Below are 22,551 nucleotides of genomic sequence, written 5' to 3'. Positions count from 1 at the left end.
TGAAGGTAAATGCCATGACCCTGCCAAATCCTGCTTTTTTCGCCCAGTTCGACCACGAGCAACTGGACGCCGCCGACAAGGCCCATTACATGCACGGCTTCCATATGTTCGATGAGCACCGTGAGCAAGGCTCGCTGAACATCGCGGCCGGTGACGGCGCCTACATCTACGACACCGCCGGCAACCGTTACCTGGATGCCGTCGGCGGCATGTGGTGCACGAATATCGGCCTGGGCCGCGAGGAAATGGCCGACGCCATCGCCAATCAGGTGCGCCAGTTGGCCTACTCCAACCCGTTCTGCGACATGGCCAACGTCACCGCCATCGAACTGTGCGCCAAGCTCGCCAGCCTGGCCCCCGGCGACCTCGACCATGTGTTCCTGACCACCGGCGGTTCCACGGCTGTCGATACCGCCTATCGTCTGGTGCAGTTCTATCAGAACAGCCGCGGCAAGCATGCGAAGAAACACATCATCTCGCGCTTCAGTGCGTACCACGGCTCGACATTCCTCACGATGTCCATCGGCAACAAGGCCGCCGACCGCGCGCCGGAATTCGACTTCATGAGCGACCTGTTCCACCACATCTCCTGCCCCAACTACTACCGGGCGCCGGAGGGCATGAGCGAAGCGCAGTTCCTCGACTTCCTGGTGGATGAGTTCGAAGACAAAATCCTGACTATCGGCGCCGACAAGGTGGCCGCGTTCTTTGCCGAACCGATCATGGGCTCGGGCGGCGTGATCATTCCGCCGAAGGGTTATCACCGGCGCATGTGGGAAATCTGCCAACGCTACGACCTGCTGTACGTGGCGGATGAAGTGGTGACGTCCTTCGGCCGGCTGGGAAAATTCTTCGCCTCCCAGGAGGTGTTCGACATGCAGCCGGACATCATCACCACCGCCAAGGGCCTGACTTCCGGCTACCTGCCGTTGGGCGCGTGTATTTTCTCGGACCGCATCTGGCAAGTGATCGGCGAGCCGGGCAAGGGCCGTTGCTTTACCCATGGCTTCACTTACAGCGGTCATCCGGTGAGTTGCGTGGCGGCACTGAAGAACATCGAGATCATCGAGCGGGAAAACCTGCTGGCTCATGTCGAGGATGTCGGCGTGTACCTCGAACAGCGCCTGCAAACCCTGGCCAGCCTGCCGTTGGTGGGCGACGTACGCTGCCAGCGCTTGATGGCCTGCATTGAGTTTGTCGCCGACAAACACACCAAGGCGCTGCTGCCGGACGCGGTGAACATCGGCGAGAAGATCCACCTGCGGGCCCAGGCCAGAGGCTTGCTGGTACGGCCCATCGGCCACCTGAATGTGATGTCGCCGCCGCTGATTATCACCCATGCACAAGTGGATGAAGTGGTGGAGATCCTGCGCCAGTGCATCCTCGACACCGCCGAAGAGCTGCGCCAAAGCGGCGAGTATCAAGGCCGATGAGCCTGGGCGCCCCGGTGCTTTTGCCGGGGCCCTGGCCGGCGGGTAGACTGGCCGGCATGAGCCAGAACGCCGATCACTGCCCTGCCCCGTCCTTCCAGGTGCTTGAAGCCTGGAACAGCGCGCTGGCCCACGCCTTCGCCAACGTCGACGAAGCGACCTTCCTTGAACACCTGGCCTGCGCCCTCAGTGCGCTGACCCCTATCGAATCGATGATGATCAGCCTGGAGCGCCAGGGCCAGGCGCCGCACTTGCTCTACCAGCAAGGCATCCCCCGGCCGCACTATGAAGAAATCATCAACCGCTACTTTTCCCGGGGCTACCTGCTGGACCCGTTCTGTCTCGCCGTAGACAAGGGCCTGGCCGAAGGTTTCTACCACCTGGCGCAAATCGCGCCGGACGATTTCTTCAACAGCGAGTACTACAAGACCTACTACCTGCGCAGCGGCGGCGCCCAGGAGAGCTACTACATCGTTGACCTGTGCCCCAACAGCAAGATTTCCCTGTGCATGTTCCAGGGGCTGAGTGCCGGCCAGTTCAGCGATGAACAACTGGCGCTGCAACGAACCGCCCACCCCATCGTGCGTGAACTGCTGCGGCGCTTCGGCACCACGGGCGGGCTGTGCAAGGTGATCAGCGACGAGGCTTTCACCCAGACCCAGGTGCATCAGCAGATTGAAGCGGCGTTCATGCATTTTGGCAGCGGCGTATTGACCGTGCGCGAACGGGAGATCGCCCACCTGATCCTGCGGGGGCACTCGGTGAAATCCACCGCGCAGGTGCTGGGCATTTCCCCGGAAACCGTGCGCATGCACCGCAAGCATTTGTATACCAAGCTTGAAATCAACTCCCAGGCGGAGCTGTTTGCGCTGTTTATCGATTGGCTGACCCACAGCGGCGTAATGGCCCGCCACACCTGACCCACCATCCCCCCGGGCGCGGCGCTCGTGAGGCTACGGTTCATTCTTGGGGAACTTTGCCAGGAAATAACCACCTGAATCCGGTACGCTCACCGTTTTTACCCAAGGAGTTATCCCTCATGGCCAAAGCCACCGCCCGTCACATCCTGGTTGCCACCGAAGACAAGTGCAACGAACTGAAAGCACAGATCGAAGGCGGCGCTGATTTCGCCGAAGTTGCCAAAGCCAACTCGTCCTGCCCGTCCAGCCGTCAAGGCGGCGACCTGGGCTCGTTCGGCCCGGGCCAAATGGTTAAAGAATTCGATACCGTCGTATTCAGCGCCCCGGTCAACACCGTGCAAGGCCCAGTGAAAACCCAGTTCGGTTATCACCTGCTGGAAGTGACCAGCCGTCAGGACTGATCCAGTCCGCACCTATGTTTAAAACAGCGGCCCGCCTTTTGGTGGGCCGTTGTGCATCTGTGACAGTGTGAAGACTGGCGAGGCGTACGCGCATAGCGTACAAATCCCCTTACCTCTTCACCCGGCGCCCAAGGCTGATAATGCGAGTCGCTTTTTCTACCCTGCTTTGCTCCACCCTGGCCCTATTGCTGGCCAGCACCGCCGTGATCGCTGCGCCGCAATCGGCACTGACCGTGTACGGCGAACCGGCCAAATACCAACCCGGGTTCACCCATTTCGACTACGCCAACCCCAATGCCCCCAAGGGCGGCAGCTTGCGGCGTTCAGCGATCGAAATCGGGCGCTACGACCATGTATTGCCCTATGGCGACAAAGGCATCGGCGTCAGCCAGGTCGACGGTTGGCTGTATTCGCCCCTGGCCCAGCGTTCCCTGGATGAGCCCTACACGGTCTACGGCCTGGTGGCGGAAAAGCTGGAGCGGTCAGACGATGGTCTGTCCCTGCGTTTTTACCTGAACCCCAAGGCCCGTTTCGCCGATGGCCAGCCGATCACCGCCGAAGACGTGCGCTACACCTTCGACCTGCTGATGACCCAGGGCAGCCTGCGCTACCGCACGCTGTTCGCCGACGTCAAACACGTCGAAGTCGAAGGCCCGCGCCAGGTGCGCTTCGACTTCTCCAGCAACGAAAACCGCACCCTGCCCCTGGATGTCGCCACCCTGCCGGTATTCCCCGAGCATTGGTGGAAGACCCGCAACTTTGCCGACGGCGGCGGCTACGAGATTCCCCTCGGCAGCGGCCCCTACACCATCAGCAAGGTGGATGCCGGCAACACCATCACCTTCAAGCGTGACCCGAACTGGTGGGGCAAGGACCTGCCCATCAGCCGTGGCTTGTACAACTTCGATCACTTGAGCCTGGAATACTTCGGCGACACCGAAGTGGCGCGCCAGGTCCTGCGGGGCGGAGCCTACGACTTCAACCGCGAATTCTCTGCCACCGGCTACTCCATCGGCTACAACGGCCCGGCCCTCGACGATGGTCGCCTGCAGCGCGCGCACCTGGCCAAGGAGGCGCCGCAACCTGCCCAGGGTTACGTGTTCAACGTGCAAAAGCCAATGTTCAAGGACCGCCGCGTGCGCCAGGCCCTGGCCATGCTGTGGGACTTCGAGTGGGCCAACCGGCAGATGATGCGCAACATGTACATCCGCCAGCAAAGCTTCTTCTCCAATAGCCCGCTGGCGGCGACTCAACTGCCGGATGCCCAGGAACTGGCGATTCTGGAACCTTTGCGCGGGCAGATTCCCGACGAAGTCTTCACCCAGGTGTTCAAGGCCCCCACCACTGACGGCACCGGGATGATCCGCGACAAGCAACTGCAAGCCCTGGCCCTGCTGGAACAGGCTGGCTGGAAACCCGACGGCGACAAACTGGTAAATGCCGAAGGAGAGCCGCTGGAGTTCACCTTCCTCAACGCCCAGAACGGCCTTGAGCGCCTGTTGTTGCCGTATAAACGCAACCTGGCGCAGATCGGCATCACCCTCAATATCCGCCGTATCGACTCCTCGCAATACGTCAACCGCCTGATGGCCCGGGATTACGACATGATCGTCACCGGTTTCCCGGTCACCACCTCGCCGGGGATGGAGTTGTACAACTACTTTGGCTCGGCCGCCGCGTTTGATACCGGCGCCAACAACTACATGGTCCTCAAGGACCCAGCCGTGGACAGCCTGATCAACGGCCTGGTCAAGGCCAACACCCAGTCGCAGATGCTCAGTTACGCCCACGCCCTGGACCGCGTGCTGCAATGGAATTACCTGTGGATTCCCAACTACTACCCGCCGGGCACCTCCGCCGCGTGGTGGAACCGCTTCGGCCGCCCAGCCGTGGAAGCCAAGACCGATGAGGCCCTGGAAACCTGGTGGGAAATCAGCCCCACGCCGCTGACCAATGAACAGATGAAAGCCGAACTGACCAAACGCCCGGGAGCCCACTGATGCTTGCCTATATCGTGCGGCGCTTGCTGCTGATCATTCCCACCCTGGTGATTATCCTGCTGGTGAACTTCGTTATCGTGCAGGCCGCGCCCGGCGGGCCGGTGGAACAGGCCATTGCCCACCTGCAAGGCATCGGTGGCGGTGGCGTCGGCGGCTCGTCTGCCGAAAGCCTCAGCAGCGGCTCACGGGCCAGCCGTGGCCTGGACCCGAAACTGATCAAGGACATCGAAAAACAATACGGCTTCGACAAGCCCGCGCCGGAACGCCTGTGGCTGATGCTCAAGAGCTACGCCCAACTGGATTTCGGCAACAGTTTCTTCCGCGGCAAAAGCGTGACCGACCTGATCCTGGAAAAGATGCCGGTGACCATTTCCCTCGGCCTGTGGGCCACCTTGATCACCTACCTGGTGTCGATCCCGCTGGGGATTCGCAAGGCGGTGCGCCATGGCAGCAGTTTCGATGTGTGGAGCAGCACCGCGATCGTGATTGGGTATGCGATGCCGGCGTTTCTGTTTGCGATGTTCCTGATCGTGGTCTTCGCCGGCGGCACTTCGCTGAACTGGTTCCCGGTGCGCGGACTGGTCTCGGAAAACTTCGACCAGTTGAGCACCGTCGGCAAGATCGCCGATTACTTCTGGCACCTGGTACTGCCGGTCAGCGCCCTGGTGATCGGCGGTTTCGCCACCTTGACCATCCTCACCAAAAACTCGTTCCTCAATGAAATCACCCGCCAGTACGTGGTCACCGCCCGAGCCAAAGGCTTGAGTGAACGCCGGGTGCTTTACGGGCATGTGTTCCGCAATGCCATGCTGTTGGTGATTTCGGGGATTCCCCAGGCGTTTATCGCGGTGTTCTTTGCCGGTTCGCTGCTGATCGAGGTGATTTTCTCCCTCGATGGCCTGGGCCGCATGAGCTACGAAGCGGCGGTTTCACGGGACTATCCGGTGGTGTTCGGCTCGTTGTTTATCTTCACGCTGTTTGGCCTTTTGATAAAACTCATCGGTGACCTTTGCTACACCCTGGTGGACCCGCGTATCGACTTCGCCGCGAGGAACGCCTGATGATCAAGCTCTCTCCCGTGGCCCGCCGGCGCTTTGAACGCTTCAAGAAAAACCGTCGCGGCTGGTGGTCGCTGTGGCTGTTTATCGGCCTGTTTATCCTGACCCTCGGCGGCGAGTTGATCGCCAATGACAAACCCTTGGTGCTCAGCTACCAGAACGAACTGTATTTCCCGGTATTCAAGCGCTACACCGAGCAGGAGTTCGGCGGGCAACTGCCGTTCCAGGCGGACTACCGCAGTGAATACGTGCAGAACCTGATCAAGAAGGACGGCGGCTGGATGCTGTTCCCGCCGATCCCGTTCAGCGACGACACCCCCAACTACGAACTGACCCGCCCTGCCCCCAGCCCGCCATCGAGCGTGAACTGGCTGGGCACCGACGACCAATCCCGCGACGTACTGGCGCGGGTGATCTTCGGTGCACGGGTATCGATCCTGTTTGCCCTGGCCCTCACCGCCATCAGCGCCGCCATCGGCATCGCCGCCGGGGCGTTGCAGGGTTACTACGGCGGCTGGGTCGACTTGCTCGGGCAACGAATATTGGAAGTGTGGTCCGGCCTGCCGGTGCTGTATTTGCTGATCATCCTGTCGGGGTTTGTCGAGCCGAATTTCTGGTGGTTGCTGGGGATCATGGCGCTGTTTTCGTGGCTGGCCCTGGTGGACGTGGTGCGCGCCGAGTTCCTGCGGGGGCGCAACCTGGAGTACGTCAAGGCTGCGCGGGCGCTGGGGCTGGGGGACGGCAAGATCATCCGCCGGCATATCCTGCCGAACGCAATGACCGCCACCCTCAGCTACTTGCCGTTCATTTTGACCGGGGCGATTTCTACCTTGAGCGCCCTGGATTTCCTCGGCTTCGGCATGCCCGCCGGCAGCGCGTCACTGGGCGAGCTGATCGCCCAGGGCAAGCAGAACCTGCAAGCGCCATGGCTGGGGCTGACTGCATTTTTCACCCTGGCGCTGATTCTGTCGTTGCTGGTGTTTATCGGCGAGGCGTTGCGTGACGCCTTCGACCCACGCTCATGAAGGGCCCTGAGATGACTGAAAACCTGATCGAGATTCGCGATCTGAGCGTCGCCTTCAACGGCCAGACCGTGGTGCGCAACCTGTGCCTGGACGTGCGCCCCGGCGAGTGCCTGGCGCTGGTGGGCGAGTCGGGGTCGGGCAAGTCGGTGACCGCCCACTCGATCCTGCAACTGCTGCCCGAGGCCGGCACCGAAACCACCGGCTCGGTGCGTTATCGCGGCCAGGAACTGCTCGGTGCTTCGCCCGCCACCCTGCAAAAACTGCGGGGCAACCGGATTGCGATGATCTTCCAGGAGCCGATGACTTCCCTGAATCCGCTGCACAGCATCGAGAAGCAAATCGGCGAAACCCTGCTGTTGCACAAGGGCCTGGGCGGCAAGCAAGCCCAGGCGCGGATCCTTGAGTTGCTGGAACTGGTGGGCATCCAGAAGCCCCAGGAACGCCTCAAGGCCTACCCCCATCAACTCTCCGGCGGCCAGCGCCAGCGGGTGATGATCGCCATGGCCCTGGCCTGCGAGCCGGAATTGTTGATCGCCGACGAACCGACCACCGCGCTGGATGTGACGGTGCAACGCAAGATCCTGCTGCTGCTCAAGTCCCTGCAACAACGCCTGGGCATGTCGTTGCTGCTGATCAGCCACGACCTCAACCTGGTGCGCAGCATTGCCCAGCGGGTGTGCGTGATGAAGGCCGGGGAGATTGTCGAGCAGGCAGATTGCGAAACCCTGTTCTGCGCCCCCAAACACCCTTACAGCCGCCTGCTGCTGGATGCTGAACCGGCAGGCATCGTCTTGAATCACGAGGCGCGGGAGACGGTGTTGCAGGTGGATGACCTGAGCGTGCAGTTCCCGCTGGGCGGCAGACTGTTCCGGCGCAAGCAGTACCTGCAAGCGGTGGACGGCATCAGCCTGACGGTGCAGCGCGGCAAGACCTTGGGGATTGTCGGCGAGTCCGGCTCGGGCAAATCCACACTGGGCCAAGCGATTCTGCGGCTGCTGGATTCCAGCGGCACGATTCGCTTCCAGGGCGAGGCTCTCGAAGGCCTGACGCAAAAGCAGATGCAGCCGTGGCGCAAGCAGATGCAGGTGGTGTTCCAGGACCCGTTCGGTAGCCTCAGCCCGCGGATGTCGGTGGCGCAGATCATCAGCGAAGGCCTCGAAGTGCATGCCCCGTGCAGCCTCAAGGACCGCGAAGCCCAAGTGATCCGCGTGCTGGAAGATGTCGGCCTGGACCCCGCCAGCCGCCATCGCTACCCCCACGAATTCTCCGGCGGCCAGCGCCAACGCATCGCCATCGCCCGGGCTTTGGTACTCAAACCGGCGTTGATTCTGCTGGACGAACCCACCTCGGCGCTGGACCGTACCGTGCAGAAACAAGTGGTCGCCCTGCTGCTTGAGCTGCAGGAAAAATACGGCCTGACTTACCTGTTTATCAGTCACGACCTGGCAGTGGTGCGGGCCCTGGCCCACGACATGATCGTGATCAAGGACGGCAAGGTGGTGGAGCGCGGGCCGAGCGACGAAGTGTTTGCCGCGCCTCAACACCCCTACACCCAGGAACTCCTCGCGGCGGCGCATCCATGAACACCAGCGGCAGCCTCAAGGATTACCAATACGTTCGTGGCCTGGCGATCCAGTCGTTGTTCGAGATCATCGAGCAGTCCAGCGAAGGCACGGTGATTGTCGACGGTGACGCCAACATCGTCTGGATGAACGAGCGTTACGCCAAGCGCTTCGGCCTGAAAAGCGCCGACGAGGCCATCGGCCAGCCGTGCGAGCAGGTGATTTCCAACAGCCTGCTGCGCCAGGTGGTACGTAACGACCAGCCGATATTGCTGGATATCCAGGACACGCCCAAAGGCCCGCTGGTGGTGATGCGCCTGCCGATCCATGACGACGCCGGCAAGGTGATCGGCGCCATCGGGTTTGCGTTGTTTGATGAGCTGCGCAACCTGTCGCCGCTGATCGAGCGCTACCTGAGCATGCAGCAGGAACTGGCGTCCACCCGGTCGTTGCTGAGGTCACGGCAAAGCAAGTACAACTTCGCGCACTTTATCGGCACCAGCGCGGCCAGCCTGGAAGTCAAACGCCGGGCGCGGCGCAGTGCCAGCGCGGACTCGCCGGTGTTGTTGCTGGGGGAAACCGGGACCGGCAAGGAGCTTCTGGCCCAGGCAATTCACGGTGCATCGCCTCGGGCGCACAAAGCCTTTGTGAGCATCAACAGCGCAGCGATTCCCCATGATTTGCTGGAAGCCGAATTCTTTGGCACGGCACCGGGCGCATTTACCGGCGCCGACCGCAAGGGCCGTCCCGGCAAATTGCAGATTGCCCAGGGCGGCACGCTGTTTCTCGATGAGATCGGCGACATGCCCCTGCCGCTGCAAAGCAAGCTACTGCGGGTGTTGCAGGAGAAAGAGTTCGAGCCCGTGGGCTCCAACGAGATGATCCACAGTGATGTGCGGGTGATTGCCGCCACGTCGATGGACCTGGAAGCGGCGATCAAGCGCGGGGAATTTCGGGCGGACCTGTATTACCGCCTGAATGTGCTGCCGATCCAGGTACCGCCGTTGCGCGCACGGCTGGATGATTTGCCGGCATTGAGTGAGGCGATCCTGGAGGAGTTGCGCAGCCAGCATGAACTGGACCGCGAGGCCTTGGCGTTGTTGGCGCAGCATGCGTGGCCGGGGAATATCCGCGAGCTGCGCAATGTGCTGGAGCGGGCGGCGTTGTTGAGTGATGACCTGGTGCTGGATGCCCGTGAAATCCGCGCGGCAATTGGTACGTTCAGTCCGGTGGAGCACAGTTCGGTAGAGACCGTTGAGGGCGAGAGTTTCAGTGCGGCCAGGGAACGGTTTGATCGGCAGGTGATTGGGGCGGCGTTGAAGGCGTGTGAAGGGAATGTGGTGGAGGCGGCGAAGCGGCTGGGGCTTGGCCGGTCGACCTTGTACAAGAAAATGGTCGCGCTGGGCATCGCCTAGTCTCAAAACAGAGACATAATTCCAAATACAGAGAAAATCCAATGTGGGAGCGGGCTTGCTCGCGAATGCGGTGTGTCAGTGCATGAATTACTGCCTGATATACCGCATTCGCGAGCAAGCCCGCTCCCACATTTGATCTCCAACAGTCTCAAATTCGGGACAAAACTTGAGAACACATTCACAGGTCAATAATTTCTCTATATATATCAACAATTTAACCACTTGGCACACATCTCGCTATAGCCCTTCCCCACCGCCTCACCCCACAAAAATAACAATCAGATGGAGACACACCATGAGTGTGATCATTGCCCTCGCAGCCCTGGCGCTGCTGATGCTGGCCGCCTACCGTGGCTACAGCGTCATCCTGTTTGCCCCCATCGCCGCCCTCGGCGCTGTGCTGCTCACCGACCCTTCCGCCGTCGCCCCCGCCTTCACCGGCGTGTTCATGGAGAAAATGGTCGGCTTCCTCAAGCTGTACTTCCCGGTGTTCCTGCTCGGCGCGGTGTTCGGCAAGCTGATTGAAATCTCCGGCTTCTCGCGCTCCATCGTCGCCGCCGCGATCCGCTTGCTCGGCACCCGCCAGGCGATGCTGGTGATCGTGCTGGTGTGCGCCCTGCTGACCTACGGCGGCGTGTCGCTGTTTGTGGTGGTGTTCGCGGTGTACCCGTTTGCCGCCGAGATGTTCCGCCAGAGCAATATCCCCAAGCGCCTGCTGCCGGCGACCATCGCCCTCGGTGCGTTCTCGTTCACCATGGACGCCCTGCCCGGCACGCCGCAGATCCAGAACATCATCCCCAGTACCTTCTTCAACACCACCGCCTGGGCTGCGCCGTGGCTGGGGCTGATCGGCACTATCTTCGTGTTCTGCGTCGGCATGCTGTACCTCGCCCGCCAGCGCAACAAGGCTCAGCGTGCCGGTGAAGGCTATGGCACCAACCTGCGCAACGAGCCGGAGACCGCCGAAGACATCAAGCTGCCCAACCCGTGGATCGCCCTGTCGCCGCTGCTGCTGGTGGGCATCATGAACCTGCTGTTCACCCACTGGATTCCGCTGTGGTACGGCAAGACCCACACCCTCAGCCTGCCGGGCATGAGCGTGCCGGTGCAGACCGAAGTCGCCAAGCTTACGGCGATCTGGGCAGTGCAGGCGGCGTTGCTGGTGGGGATTATCGTGGTGCTGGTATTCGGCTTCTCGGCGATTCGCAGCAAGCTCGCCGAGGGCAGCAAGAGCGCGGTCAGCGGTGCATTGCTGGCGGCGATGAACACCGCTTCGGAATACGGTTTTGGTGCGGTGATCGCCTCGCTGCCGGGCTTCCTGGTGCTGGCGGACTGGCTCAAGGGCATTCCCAACCCATTGGTCAACGAAGCGATTACCGTGACCCTGCTGGCCGGTATCACCGGTTCCGCCTCGGGCGGCATGAGCATTGCGCTGGCGGCCATGTCGGAGAGCTTTATTTCAGCAGCCCATGCGGCCAATATCCCTCTTGAAGTACTGCACCGGGTCGCGGCCATGGCCAGCGGCGGCATGGACACCCTGCCCCACAACGGCGCCGTGATCACGTTGCTGGCGGTCACCGGGCTGACCCACCGCGAAGCCTATAAAGATATTTTCGGCATCACGATCATCAAGACCCTCGCGGTGTTCGTGGTGATTGGTACTTTCTACGCCACCGGCATTGTGTGAGGTTGATATGACGACATTGAACGGCAAGACCGCCCTGGTCACCGGCTCCACCAGCGGCATCGGCCTGGGCATCGCCCTGAGCCTGGCCAAGGCCGGCGCCAACCTGATCCTCAACGGCTTCGGCGACGCCAGCGCGGTGATCGCCCAGGTGCAGGCCTTCGGTGGCAAGGTGGGGCATCACCCGGCCGACGTCAGCGACCCGGCGCAGATCGCCAAGATGATCGCCTACGCCGAGCGCGAGTTTGGCGGCATCGACATTCTGGTGAACAACGCCGGGATCCAGCATGTGGCGCCGGTGGACGAGTTCCCGGTGGAGCGCTGGGATTCGATCATTGCGATCAACCTGTCGTCGGTGTTCCACAGCACGCGGTTGAGCCTGCCGGGGATGAAGGCCAAGGGCTGGGGGCGGATCGTCAATATCGCCTCGGTGCATGGGCTGGTGGGTTCGGTGGGTAAGGCGGCTTACGTCGCTGCCAAGCACGGGGTGATCGGGTTGACCAAGGTGGTGGGCCTGGAAACCGCCCAGAGTAATGTCACTTGTAATGCCATCTGCCCGGGCTGGGTGTTGACGCCGCTGGTGCAGAAGCAGATTGATGATCGCATTGCCAGCGGGGTTGATCCGCAGCAGGCGCAGCAGGATTTGCTGGCGGAGAAGCAGCCGTCCCTGGAGTTCGTGACGCCGCCGCAATTGGGTGAGCTGGTGCTGTTCCTGTGCAGTGAAGCCGGCAGCCAGGTGCGGGGCGCGGCGTGGAATATCGACGGCGGCTGGCTGGCCCAGTAAACGACGATTCCCAAGACACCGCAGCTTGATCGTTCCCACGCTCCGCGTGGGAATGCAGCCCGGGACGCTCCGCGTCCCAAGAGCGGACGCAGAGCGTCCAATGAGGCATTCCCACGCGGAGCGTGGGAACGAGAGAGACTCACCTATGTCCGAAATACTCTGGCAACCCTCCCCCGAACGCATCCACAACACCCGGATGGACCAGTTCCGGCGCTTCATCAATGAACGCCATGCCTTGCAAATCAGCGACTACCCGGCCCTGCACCAATGGAGCATCGACCAGCGCCCGGACTTCTGGCAGTCCATTGTCGAGTTCTTCGAGGTGCAGTTCCGCACGCCACCCAACGCGGTACTGATCGAAGGCGCCGAGATGCCCAGCGCCCAGTGGTTTCCCGGCGCTACCCTGAACTTTGCCGAACACCTGCTGCGCCGCCGCGACGATCATCCTGCGGTGGTCGCCATCAGCGAAGACGGCCAGCGCGAACAACTGACCTATGCCGAACTGGCCCGCCACGTCGCTGGACTGCAACGTAGCCTGCGGGCGGCCGGTGTGGGCGTGGGGGACCGGGTCGCCGCGTGCATGCCCAATACCTGGCAAACCCTGGTGGGCATGCTCGCCACCACCAGCCTCGGCGCGATCTGGTCGTGCTCCTCGCCCGACTTCGGCACCCAAGGAGTGATCGACCGCTTCGGCCAGATCGAACCCAAGGTACTGATCACCTGCGCCGGTTACCGGTATGCCGGCAAGGTCATCGACCAAAGCAGCAAGCTCAATGAAATCCTCGAACGGCTGCCGTCCCTGCAACAGCTGATCATCGTGCCGTATGCCCGCCCGCAGGCGCGTCCCGAGGATTATCAGACTCGGGCCAACGTCGCGCTCTGGGACGACTTCTACAGCCCCGGCGGCGAACCCGATTTCGTCGCCGTGCCCTTCGATCATCCGCTGTACATCCTCTATTCCAGCGGCACCACCGGCGTGCCCAAGTGCATCATCCACGGCACGGGCGGCGTACTGCTCACGCACCTCAAGGAACACGGCCTGCACGCCGACCTGTCGCGGGATGACTGCCTGTTCTACTACACCACCTGCGGCTGGATGATGTGGAACTGGCTGGTGTCGGTGCTGGCCATCGGCGCCACGGCGGTGCTGTATGACGGCTCACCGTTTCACCCGGGGCCGGAACGCCTGATGGACCTGATCGACCAGGAAAAAATCAGCGTGTTCGGCACCAGCCCGAAGTTCCTCGCCACCCTGGAAAAGGCCGGGCTGCAACCGCGGCTGAGTCACGACCTGGGCAGTCTCAAGGGTTTGATCTCCACCGGCTCGCCGCTGTCGCCCCAGAGCTACGACTACGTGTACCGCGAGATCAAGCCGGAGCTGTGCCTGTCGTCGATGTCCGGCGGTACCGACATCGTCTCCTGCTTTGTGATCGGCAACCCGGTGCTGCCGGTGCGGCGTGGCGAGATGCAGTGCAAGAGCCTGGCAATGGCCATCGAAGTCTGGGACGACAAAGGTCGCCCGCTGATAGGCGAAAAAGGCGAACTGGTGTGCACCCGGCACTTCCCGGCGATGCCTATCGGCTTGTGGAATGACCCGCACCAGGAAAAACTGCGGGCCTCGTATTTCGGCCAGTTTCCCGGCGTGTGGGCCCAGGGCGACTACGCCGAACAACGGCCCAATGGCAGCCTGCTGATCCATGGCCGCTCGGACGCCGTACTCAACCCCGGCGGCGTACGCATCGGCACCGCAGAGATTTATCGCCAGGTGGAAAAAGTGCCGCAGGTCCTGGAAAGCCTGGCCATCGGCCAACGCTGGCAGGATGACGTACGGGTGGTGCTGTTTGTGCGGCTCAGCGACGGCGTGGAGCTGGATGACGCCTTGGAGCAGCAGATCCGCCAAGTGATCCGCGCCAACACCACGCCGCGCCACGTGCCGGCGAAGATCCTCGCGGTGACGGATATCCCGCGCACCATCAGCGGCAAGATCGTCGAACTGGCGGTGCGCAACGTGGTGCATGGCGAGGCGGTGAAGAACACCGACGCCCTGGCCAACCCCGAGGCACTGGAGCAATTTCGTGATCGCCCGGAGCTGGCAGAAAGATGAAACGTTTTAGCCCTTCAGCACTCATTTGAAGACAAAACCCTCAAGCATGCTATTTTTCGAGGGTGGAAAGCCGATCACTCCTCGCGGGATAATCGGCTTTTGTCATTATTCAAGCGTTACGCGCAGGGCATTTTCATGAACGTATCACCCACCGGCAGCGAGGCCGCAGCACTGATTGCGCGGCTGGACTGGGCACGAAGCCCCCTCGGTGACGCCATTGATTGGCCGCAAAGCCTCCGCACAGCCGTCGACATCGTGATCCATTCACCCATGCCGATGCTGTTGTTGTGGGGTGCCGAACTCACCCAGATTTACAATGACGGCTTCGCAATGCTGGCCGGCAACAAGCACCCTGGCGCCTTTGGCCAGCCTGCCGACCTGATCTGGCCGGAACTCAAGCCCTTCACCGACCCGATCTACAGCGCCGTCTTCGCGGGCCAGGTGCGCACGTTCACCGAGCAGCGTTTCGTGCTGCAACGCAATCACCGCGACACCGAGATCTGGCTCGACCTGACCTACAGCCCGATCCGCGACGAGCGTGGTGAGGTCGCCGGAATCCTGATCACCGCCATCGAAACCAACGAGCGCCGGCGCATCGCCCTGGAACTCCAGCAGCGCACCGAAAACAGCCTCAGGGCCCAGCGCGATACCGAACAGCGCCTGCAACTGGCCCTGGCCGCCACCGACGCCGTGGGCACCTGGGACTGGGACATTGGCGAAGACCGGTTTATCGCCGATGCACATTTCGCCCAACTGCATGGGGTTGACCCCTGCGATGCCGGCCTGCTGCCCATCAGCGACTACCTGCAAGGCGTGCACCCCGAAGACCGTGGCATGGTGGCCCGCAGCATCAAGCATTGCATCACCCACGGCACCGAATACGCCGAGGAATACCGCCTGCTGCAGGCCGACGGCAAAGTGCGCTGGGTGTTTGCCCGGGGCCGTTGCTACAAGGATCACCATGGCCGACCGGCACGCTTTCTCGGCGCCGCCCTCGACCTGACCGAACGCAAGCACACCGAACAGGCCCTGCGCCAAAGCCAGACCGAGCTGCAACTGATCATCAACGCCATGCCGGTGCTGATCGGCTATGTCGACCACGAGCAGCGTTTTCGCCTGAACAACAGCGCCTACCTGGACTGGTACGGCATGACCCCGCAGGAGCTGTACGGCAAGACCATCCGCGAAGTCGTGGGCGACGAGATCTATGCCGGGCGCGTCGACAAGATCGAGGCGGCGCTCAAGGGCAAGGCTTGCAGTTTTGTCACCGTCACGCCGCACCATGACGGCCGACCCCGCCACGCGCTGATGAAGTACCTGCCGCGTTTCAGCGCTGACGGTTCAGTCAACGGTTTCTACATTTTTGTGATCGACGAGACCGAGCGCAAACTGACCGAAGAAGCCCTGCGTCACCTCAACGAAAACCTCGAAGAGCGCGTCAACCAACGCACCCAGGCCCTGGCCGAAGCCAACCAGCGCCTGCAAAACGAGATGTTCGAGCGCGAGCGTGCCGAAGACGCCCTGCGCCATGCCCAGAAGATGGAAGCGGTCGGCCAGCTCACCGGCGGCATCGCCCATGACTTCAACAACATGCTCACCGGGATCATCGGCAGCCTGGACCTGATGCAACGCTACATCGCAGCCGGACGCAGCGACGAGATCGGCCGCTTCACCGACGCCGCGGTGTCCTCGGCTCATCGTGCCGCTGCGCTGACCCACCGCCTGCTGGCGTTCTCCCGCCGCCAATCCCTGGACCCCAAGCCGGTGGATCCGAATCAGTTGGTGGCGTCCCTGGAAGACCTGTTCCGCCGCACCAAGGGCGCGCACATCGAACTCAAGGTGCAACTGGGCACCGACGTGTGGCCGGTGAACACCGACGCCAGCCAGTTGGAAAACGCCCTGCTCAACCTGGTGATCAACGCCCGCGATGCGATGCCCGACGGCGGGCAATTGTGCATCGAGACCGCCAACAGCTACCTCGACGGCACCGACATCACCACCCTGGAGCCGGTCAAGGCCGGCGACTATGTGATGCTTGGCGTGAGCGACAACGGCGCCGGCATGACCGCGAAGATTCTCGCCAAGGCTTTCGACCCGTTCTTCACCACCAAGCCTATCGGCCAGGGCACCGGCCTCGGGTTGTCGATGATCTATGGGTTTGCCCAGCAATCCGGCGGGCACGTGACCATTGAAAGCCAGCCGGGCCAGGGCACTTGTGTGCGGTTGTACCTGCCGCGCCTGCATGGCACTGCACTGGAACGCACCGTGCCCGCCAGCCACGGTGAAGCCCCGGTGGCCCTGGCGGGTGAAGCGGTGGTGGTGGTCGAGGATGACGCGGCGGTACGGATGCTGGTGGTGAATGTGCTGGGTGAACTGGGCTATACCGCGCATCAGGCCGCCGATGCGCGGGCGGCATTGCCGTTGCTGGAGTCCGACCTGCGGGTGGATTTGCTGGTGACCGATGTGGGCTTGCCGGGAATGAATGGTCGGCAATTGGCCGAAATCGCCCGGCAACACCGGCCGGCACTCAAGGTGCTGTTCATGACCGGTTACGCCGAGAAAGCCGCCGAGCGCCAGGGGTTCCTGGAGGAAGGCATGGACATGGTGGCCAAGCCGTTTTCGATTGACCTGCTGGCTAACAAAATCCGCAGCATGATCAGCTCAGAGGCCTGACTTCAGGCATAATCGCGCGCCGTTTCACATCAGGACCGATCAATGAAAGCCCAAGCCCGTCACATTCTGGTGAAAACCAGTGAGGAAGCCGAACAGCTCAAGCAGCGTATTGCCAAGGGCGAAGCGTTTGACGTGTTGGCCAAGAAGTACTCCACCTGCCCTTCCGCCAAGCGCGGCGGTGATTTGGGTGAAGTGCGACCGGGGCAGATGGTGGGGGTGATTGATGCGGTGATCTTCAAGAAGCCGGTGAAGGTGGTTCATGGGCCGATCAAGAGCAAGTTTGGGTATCACTTGGTGCAGGTGTTTTACCGGGATTGAGCGGTGGGCTTTAGACCGCTATCGCAGGCAAGCCAGCTCCCACAGTTGACCGAGTTCTCTCTCAATAATGCGGTCAACTGTGGGAGCCGGGCTTGCCCGCGATCCGCCGCAGGCGGCCAGGCACCTCAATCTCGCGGAATCAAAGCACCCGGCACCTGAATCACCCGGCTCGCCAATCGATGCCCGGCCAGTGCTGCATCCTGCGGTGAACCTCCCTTGAGCCGACTGGCGAGATACGCCGCACTGAACGAATCCCCCGCCGCCGTGGTGTCGACCACCTTCTCCACCACCAACGCCGGCACCTCGAATCGATCACCTTCACAGCGAATCAAACACGCATCCGCCCCACGCTTCAGCACCACCTCAGCAATGTCCGGATACGCCGCAAACACCTGCTCGCTGTCCTCATAGCCAAACAATGCGCGCTCGTCATCTTCCGTCAGCAAGGCAATGTCCACTTCGGCCAATACCCGGTGATACGCCGCACGCGCCGCGTCCACACTGGCCCACAGGCGTGGCCGGTAGTTGTTGTCGAACACCACCTTGCCGCCGCGCTGGCGGGTTTCGATCAGGGTTTCCAGCAAACGCCCACGGCCCACTTCGCCCAGTACCGCCAGGGTGATGCCGCTGAAATACACCACGTCGTATGCCGCCAGAGCCGCCAGGATCGGCTCGGCCGCCGGCGTGGTGAAGCAGTCGCGCACGGCCGCTTCGTTGCGCCAGTAAAGGAATTTGCGCTCGCCGTTGGCATCGGTCTGGATGCAGTACAACCCCGGCAACCGCCCGGGCAGGCGCTGGACCATGCCCAGGCCCAGGCCTTCTTCGGCCCAGTGCTTGCACATGGCGTCGCTGAAACTGTCATCGCCCAGGGCGGTGACGTAGTCGACGGTGCTGGGTTCACCCAACTCGCGGCGCAGGTAGACGGCGGCGTTCAGGGTGTCGCCGCCGAAGCTTTGTTGCAGGCTGCCGTCGGCGCGGTGTTGCAGTTCGATCATGCATTCGCCGATGAGGGCGATGCGCGGTTGTGTGTTCATGTCTGGGGGCTCTCGATGTACTGGAGGGCCTCTTCGCGAGCAAGCCCGCTCCCACATTTGATCGCATTTCAACTGAAGGAACTCGGTCGAATGTGGGAGCGGGCTTGCTCGCGAAAGGCGCGACTCGGTCTAGAAGCAGGTATGCAGGCTTTCGATCACCTGCAACTGCTCATCCACCAAATTACCCACTTGCCACTTGTCGAAGGTCAGGCACGGGTGGGAAGTACCGAAGGAGATGATGTCGCCAATGCGCAACTCAACCCCCGGCGCAACCACCATGAACGCATGCTGGTCCATCACGGCGGTGACCTTGCACGCGGTCACGTCATCACCCTCGGCCGGCAGCACGCCCGCCTTGTAGCGCTTGAGCGGCACTGGCAGGCCGGCGTCGTAGGCGACGTCGCGCTTGCCCAGGGCGATCACCGCGAAGCCTGGCTCCGGCAGCGATTGCACGTGGGCCCAGACTTCCAGCGCCGGGCGCAGGCCTTCGTTGAGGTCGCTGCGGCGGTCGAGTACGCAGCACTGTGCTTCTTTGTAGATGCCATGGTCGTGCGCCACGTAGCTCCCCGGGCGCAATACGCTGAGGAAGCGGCCGGCGGCGTTCTGGGCTTCGAAGGATTCGGCGATCAGGTCGTACCAGGCCGAACCCGAGGCGGTGATGATGGGCTTGGCCAGGTCGAAGGCGCCGCTGTTTTGCAGGTCGACGGCGAGGCGCACCAGGGAGGCGGCGAATTCGCGGATGCCACTGATGGCGTGCTCGCCGTGGATCACCCCTTCGTAGCCTTCGATGCCGGTGAGGGCCAGCGCAGGCTGGGCCTTGATCGCCTTGGCCAGGTCGAGCACCTGTTGTTCAGTGCGGCAACCGCAACGGCCGCCGACCACGCCGTATTCGATCATCACGTTCAGGCGCAAGCCACGGGCGGCAAAGAACAAACCCAGGTCGGCCACGTTGTCCGGGTGGTCGACCATGCAGTGGAAGTCGAATTCGGGGTCGGCCAGTAGGTCGGCAATCAGCGCCATGTTCGGCGCGCCCACCAGTTGGTTGGCCATCAACACCCGGCGAACCCCACCGGCATACGCGGCGCGGGTCTGCACGGCGTTGGCCAGGGTGATGCCCCAGGCGCCCTGCTCGATCTGCCGCTGGAACAGCGCCGGCATCATGCTGGTCTTGCCGTGGGGCGCCAGCTGCGCGCCACTGTTGCTGACGAAATCCTGCATCCAGCGGATGTTATGTTCCAGGGCATCGCGGTGCAGCACCAGGGCCGGCAGGCTGACGTCACGCACCAGATGCGCACCGACCGGGGCGGCGCCTTTTTCAACGGCATTGAAGGCAGACATAAGTGTTTCCTATTCGTTGATGCGACGGGCCAGGTTGTTCGCGCTTTCGATCAGTACCCGGCGATAGTCGTTGTAGTTTTTGAGGGCATCGGCCCGTGGGGCGACGATGCACAGGGTCGCAATGCTGATGCCTTGAGCGTCCCGAACCGGGGCGGCAAAGCAATGGGTAAAGGTGTCGGCGACGCTGTCGAAGGAGAAGAATCCGTCGAGGGTGGCCTGGCGGATTTGCCCGAGGAAGGTTTCCAGAGGCAGGCGCTGACCGTCCGGGAGGATGAAGTCGTCATAGTCGATCAGGTCGATGATTTGCTGGTCGCTCAGGTGGCCCAACAGCAGGCGGCCGGAGGCGGTCCAGGGGATGGGCGCGTTCTCGCCGATGTCTGAGGAAATGCGGAAATGCCGCTCGCCTTCGCGCATCAGGGCCACGGTGTATTTGCGCCCATTGAGCAGGCACATCTGTGCCGTTTCGTGGGTCTGGCTGACGATTTCCTGCAGGGCGTGGTCGGCTTCACGGGTCAGGTCGAAATGGCGCAGATGGGCCTGGCCGAGGAAGTACAACTGACGGCCGAGGTAGACATGACCGTCCTTGCCGACGGTTTCGAGGATGCGCCGTTCCAGCAGCGAGGCCACCAGTTCGTAGACCGTGGATTTGGGGCTGCCAATGCCACTGGCGATATCATTCGGGCGCAGGGGCTGGCCGATCTCCTTGAGGAAATCGAGGATATCGAACGCCCGGTCGAGGCCTTTGGCGCGGCGTTTGATGGTGTCTTCGGTCATGGCAGTCGTCGGTCCCGTTTGAAGATATAGCTATCAACACAGATCCCCTGTGGGAGCGGGCTTGCTCGCGAAAGCGGTGTGTCAGTGAATACATCTACAACTGATCCACCGCATTCGCGAGCAAGCCCGCTCCCACATTGGGTCTCCTGTGGTCTCAAGAGACGGGCATTTAGCCTTTTTTCTTGTAGGCCACGCAATCAATCTCAACCTTGCAATCGACCATCATGTTCGCCTGCACACAGGCCCGCGCCGGGGCGTGTTCCGGGTTGAAGTATTCGCCGAACACTTTGTTGAAGCTCCAGAAGTCCCGTGGGTCTTCCAGCCACACACCGACGCGCACCACGTCTTCCAGGGCGTAGCCGGCTTCTTCGAGAATCGCCACCACGTTGCGCATGGTCTGGTGCGTCTGCTCGACGATGCCGCCGGTGATGATTTCACCGTCCACCGCCGGCACCTGGCCCGACACGTACAACCAGCCATCCGCTTCCACCGCGCGGGCGAAAGGACGAGGCTGGCCGCCGCCGGCCGTGGCGCCGGTGCCGTAACGAGTAATGCTCATAATGGATCTCCTGAAACGAGTGAATTAAAAACGAATGTTCTTGAGAAATTCCGCCAGTCGCGGCGATTGCGGGCGTTCGAAAATGTCTTTCGGCGGCCCCTGTTCTTCAATGCGGCCCTGGTTCATGAAGACGATCTTGTCCGAGACTTCATAGGCAAACCGCATTTCGTGGGTGACCAGCAACATGGTCATGCCCTCTTCCGCCAAACCCTTGATCACACTGAGCACTTCGCCCACCAGCTCCGGGTCCAGGGCCGAGGTGACTTCGTCGAACAGCATCAGGCTCGGGTTCATCGCAATCGCCCGGGCAATCGCCACGCGCTGTTGCTGGCCGCCCGACAGTTGGCCCGGGAAGTGATTGCGGCGTTCCAGCAGGCCGACACGGTCCAGCCATTTTTCCGCCAGTGCAACCGCCTCGTCCTTGCCCATCTTTTTGACCTTGAGCAGGCCCAGGGTGACGTTCTGCAAGGCGGTCAAGTGCGGGAACAAATTGAACTGCTGGAACGCCATGCCGGTCATCGCACGGTGTTGGGAGATCACCCGCTCCGGGTGACGCACGCGCTTGCCGCCGACGTCGCTGTAGCCGATGGATTCACCGTCGAGGGTGATCTGGCCGCCCTGGAATTCTTCCAGCAGGTTGACGCAGCGCAGGAGCGTGGTCTTGCCCGAACCGCTGGAGCCGATCAACGTCACGACGTTGCCGCGCTGCATGCTCAGGTCGACGCCCTTGAGCACTTCCACCGGGCCGTACTGTTTACGCAGGCCGCGAATGTTCAGCAGCGGCTGGCTTTCATTTGAGGATTGGTTCATGGCAACGCCACCCGCTTTTCAATGTAACGCCCCAGTAATTCGATGGCGTAGTTGATGACAAAAAACATAAAGCCTGCGAACAGGTAGAACTCCAGGGTCATGAACGTCCGGGCAATGACCTGTTGGGTGCTGAGGAGCAATTCGGCCACGCCGATCACCGACAGCAAGGTAGACGCCTTGACGATTTCCGTGGACGAGTTGACCCAGGTCGGCAGGATCTGCCGCAGGGCCTGAGGCAACAGCACGTAGCCCAGGGACTGGTAGAACGTCAGGCCGATGGCCTTGCCGGCTTCCAGTTGCCCCTTGGGAATGGCTTGCAACGCACCGCGCACGATTTCCGAAACGTGGGAGCCGCAGAACAGCGTCAAGCCCACGGCACCGGCCTGGAACGCGGTGATCTGCCAGCCGAGTGCCGGCAGCATGTAGAAGCATGCCAGCACCAGCACAAACACTGGCGTTCCGCGGATCAGGTCGACGTACAGGCGAAACGGTACGCGCATCCAGAATTTGCCGTAGGTCAGGATCAATCCGGCAACGATGCCGATCAGGGTGCCGAAGATGATGGCCAGGGCCGAGCAGTAAACGCTGGTCTGGAACCCCGCCCAGAGGGTTTCCCGGGCGATCCACAACTCATGCAGCCAGCTGGGGGATTCGTACATGGG

At 62.1% G+C, this 22,551-nt stretch carries 18 protein-coding genes and 1 pseudogene; 13 read left to right on the top strand and 6 right to left on the bottom strand.

Translation table 11 applies throughout. The annotated features are described in order from the left end of the window. Window positions 1-14: 14 nt before the first annotated feature. From BLU46_RS29435 to BLU46_RS29375, 13 genes and pseudogenes are all read left to right on the top strand, one after another. Entirely contained in the window at window positions 15-1,433 is a 1,419-nt protein-coding gene (locus BLU46_RS29435; protein ID WP_093208871.1) for an aminotransferase, read from the top strand. Window positions 1,434-1,489: 56 nt separating this feature from the next. Next, window positions 1,490-2,350 carry a response regulator transcription factor gene (locus tag BLU46_RS29430; protein WP_093210213.1) on the top strand — a complete coding sequence of 287 codons (861 nt, stop codon included), beginning with the start codon at window positions 1,490-1,492 and terminating at the stop codon, window positions 2,348-2,350. Window positions 2,351-2,469: 119 nt separating this feature from the next. Next, complete coding sequence (locus BLU46_RS29425) at window positions 2,470-2,751, top strand: peptidylprolyl isomerase (RefSeq protein ID WP_003208024.1); 282 nt, start codon at window positions 2,470-2,472, stop codon at window positions 2,749-2,751. 140 nt (window positions 2,752-2,891) lie between these two features. Then, the gene (locus BLU46_RS29420) at window positions 2,892-4,751 is read left to right on the top strand and encodes an extracellular solute-binding protein (protein ID WP_093208868.1); all 1,860 of its coding nucleotides are present in this window, start codon (window positions 2,892-2,894) and stop codon (window positions 4,749-4,751) included. Beyond that, window positions 4,751-5,812: a microcin C ABC transporter permease YejB gene (locus BLU46_RS29415; RefSeq protein WP_093208863.1), complete on the top strand. Its 1,062-nt coding sequence runs from the start codon at window positions 4,751-4,753 to the stop codon at window positions 5,810-5,812. The genes BLU46_RS29420 and BLU46_RS29415 overlap by 1 nt, the downstream gene beginning before the upstream one ends. Beyond that, entirely contained in the window at window positions 5,812-6,834 is a 1,023-nt protein-coding gene (locus BLU46_RS29410; protein WP_172834559.1) for an ABC transporter permease, read from the top strand. The genes BLU46_RS29415 and BLU46_RS29410 overlap by 1 nt, the downstream gene beginning before the upstream one ends. Window positions 6,835-6,845: 11 nt before the next feature. Then, window positions 6,846-8,417 (top strand): ABC transporter ATP-binding protein, encoded by a 1,572-nt coding sequence (locus BLU46_RS29405; RefSeq protein ID WP_093208858.1) that lies wholly within the window; start codon window positions 6,846-6,848, stop codon window positions 8,415-8,417. Continuing rightward, complete coding sequence (locus tag BLU46_RS29400; RefSeq protein WP_093208853.1) at window positions 8,414-9,811, top strand: sigma-54 interaction domain-containing protein; 1,398 nt, start codon at window positions 8,414-8,416, stop codon at window positions 9,809-9,811. The genes BLU46_RS29405 and BLU46_RS29400 overlap by 4 nt, the downstream gene beginning before the upstream one ends. 295 nt (window positions 9,812-10,106) lie before the next feature. Beyond that, window positions 10,107-11,498, top strand: coding sequence for a GntP family permease (locus BLU46_RS29395; protein ID WP_093208848.1), 1,392 nt, complete (start codon window positions 10,107-10,109; stop codon window positions 11,496-11,498). Window positions 11,499-11,505: 7 nt separating this feature from the next. Then, complete coding sequence (locus BLU46_RS29390; protein ID WP_093208843.1) at window positions 11,506-12,279, top strand: 3-hydroxybutyrate dehydrogenase; 774 nt, start codon at window positions 11,506-11,508, stop codon at window positions 12,277-12,279. A 145-nt stretch (window positions 12,280-12,424) separates the two neighbouring features. Continuing rightward, window positions 12,425-14,383 carry an acetoacetate--CoA ligase gene (locus BLU46_RS29385; protein ID WP_093208839.1) on the top strand — a complete coding sequence of 653 codons (1,959 nt, stop codon included), beginning with the start codon at window positions 12,425-12,427 and terminating at the stop codon, window positions 14,381-14,383. A 135-nt stretch (window positions 14,384-14,518) separates the two neighbouring features. Then, window positions 14,519-17,056, top strand: a complete 2,538-nt coding sequence (locus BLU46_RS29380; protein WP_093210211.1) for a PAS domain-containing hybrid sensor histidine kinase/response regulator — start codon at window positions 14,519-14,521, stop codon at window positions 17,054-17,056. 27 nt (window positions 17,057-17,083) lie between these two features. After that, a pseudogene (locus tag BLU46_RS29375) lies at window positions 17,084-17,374 on the top strand (peptidylprolyl isomerase); the annotation flags it as partial. Between the two features lie 125 nt (window positions 17,375-17,499). On the opposite strand, the gene BLU46_RS29370 reads toward BLU46_RS29375, so the two are convergent. From BLU46_RS29370 to BLU46_RS29345, 6 genes are all read right to left on the bottom strand, one after another. After that, on the bottom strand, window positions 17,500-18,408 hold the full coding sequence (locus BLU46_RS29370) for a sugar kinase (protein WP_063029221.1): 909 nt from the start codon (window positions 18,406-18,408) through the stop codon (window positions 17,500-17,502). 129 nt (window positions 18,409-18,537) lie between these two features. Next, window positions 18,538-19,746, bottom strand: a complete 1,209-nt coding sequence (locus BLU46_RS29365) for an amino acid deaminase (protein WP_093208834.1) — start codon at window positions 19,744-19,746, stop codon at window positions 18,538-18,540. Between the two features lie 9 nt (window positions 19,747-19,755). Next, entirely contained in the window at window positions 19,756-20,520 is a 765-nt protein-coding gene (locus tag BLU46_RS29360) for an IclR family transcriptional regulator (protein ID WP_017479820.1), read from the bottom strand. A 169-nt stretch (window positions 20,521-20,689) separates the two neighbouring features. Further along, window positions 20,690-21,079 carry a RidA family protein gene (locus BLU46_RS29355; RefSeq protein WP_003208000.1) on the bottom strand — a complete coding sequence of 130 codons (390 nt, stop codon included), beginning with the start codon at window positions 21,077-21,079 and terminating at the stop codon, window positions 20,690-20,692. A gap of 24 nt (window positions 21,080-21,103) precedes the next feature. Further along, window positions 21,104-21,889 carry an amino acid ABC transporter ATP-binding protein gene (locus BLU46_RS29350; protein ID WP_063029216.1) on the bottom strand — a complete coding sequence of 262 codons (786 nt, stop codon included), beginning with the start codon at window positions 21,887-21,889 and terminating at the stop codon, window positions 21,104-21,106. Next, entirely contained in the window at window positions 21,886-22,548 is a 663-nt protein-coding gene (locus tag BLU46_RS29345) for an amino acid ABC transporter permease (protein ID WP_017479818.1), read from the bottom strand. Before BLU46_RS29345 ends, BLU46_RS29350 begins: the two co-directional genes overlap by 4 nt. Window positions 22,549-22,551 lie beyond the last annotated feature (3 nt).

The sequence above is a fragment of the Pseudomonas yamanorum genome, from assembly GCF_900105735.1.
In the GTDB taxonomy this organism is placed as follows: Bacteria; Pseudomonadota; Gammaproteobacteria; order Pseudomonadales; family Pseudomonadaceae; genus Aquipseudomonas; species Aquipseudomonas yamanorum.
Note: the sequence above shows the minus strand (reverse complement) of the source record. Positions and strands in the feature narration are given on the sequence as shown.

Coding starts and splice junctions, on each gene's coding strand:
- BLU46_RS29390 (WP_093208843.1), top strand. CDS start 11,506: ATGACGACATTGAACGGCAAGACCGCCCTGGTCACCGGCTCCACCAGC.
- BLU46_RS29430 (WP_093210213.1), top strand. CDS start 1,490: ATGAGCCAGAACGCCGATCACTGCCCTGCCCCGTCCTTCCAGGTGCTT.
- BLU46_RS29410 (WP_172834559.1), top strand. CDS start 5,812: ATGATCAAGCTCTCTCCCGTGGCCCGCCGGCGCTTTGAACGCTTCAAG.
- BLU46_RS29395 (WP_093208848.1), top strand. CDS start 10,107: ATGAGTGTGATCATTGCCCTCGCAGCCCTGGCGCTGCTGATGCTGGCC.
- BLU46_RS29350 (WP_063029216.1), bottom strand. CDS start 21,889: ATGAACCAATCCTCAAATGAAAGCCAGCCGCTGCTGAACATTCGCGGC.
- BLU46_RS29435 (WP_093208871.1), top strand. CDS start 15: ATGACCCTGCCAAATCCTGCTTTTTTCGCCCAGTTCGACCACGAGCAA.
- BLU46_RS29400 (WP_093208853.1), top strand. CDS start 8,414: ATGAACACCAGCGGCAGCCTCAAGGATTACCAATACGTTCGTGGCCTG.
- BLU46_RS29415 (WP_093208863.1), top strand. CDS start 4,751: ATGCTTGCCTATATCGTGCGGCGCTTGCTGCTGATCATTCCCACCCTG.
- BLU46_RS29420 (WP_093208868.1), top strand. CDS start 2,892: ATGCGAGTCGCTTTTTCTACCCTGCTTTGCTCCACCCTGGCCCTATTG.
- BLU46_RS29385 (WP_093208839.1), top strand. CDS start 12,425: ATGTCCGAAATACTCTGGCAACCCTCCCCCGAACGCATCCACAACACC.
- BLU46_RS29370 (WP_063029221.1), bottom strand. CDS start 18,408: ATGAACACACAACCGCGCATCGCCCTCATCGGCGAATGCATGATCGAA.
- BLU46_RS29355 (WP_003208000.1), bottom strand. CDS start 21,079: ATGAGCATTACTCGTTACGGCACCGGCGCCACGGCCGGCGGCGGCCAG.
- BLU46_RS29380 (WP_093210211.1), top strand. CDS start 14,519: ATGAACGTATCACCCACCGGCAGCGAGGCCGCAGCACTGATTGCGCGG.
- BLU46_RS29345 (WP_017479818.1), bottom strand. CDS start 22,548: ATGTACGAATCCCCCAGCTGGCTGCATGAGTTGTGGATCGCCCGGGAA.
- BLU46_RS29360 (WP_017479820.1), bottom strand. CDS start 20,520: ATGACCGAAGACACCATCAAACGCCGCGCCAAAGGCCTCGACCGGGCG.
- BLU46_RS29405 (WP_093208858.1), top strand. CDS start 6,846: ATGACTGAAAACCTGATCGAGATTCGCGATCTGAGCGTCGCCTTCAAC.
- BLU46_RS29425 (WP_003208024.1), top strand. CDS start 2,470: ATGGCCAAAGCCACCGCCCGTCACATCCTGGTTGCCACCGAAGACAAG.
- BLU46_RS29365 (WP_093208834.1), bottom strand. CDS start 19,746: ATGTCTGCCTTCAATGCCGTTGAAAAAGGCGCCGCCCCGGTCGGTGCG.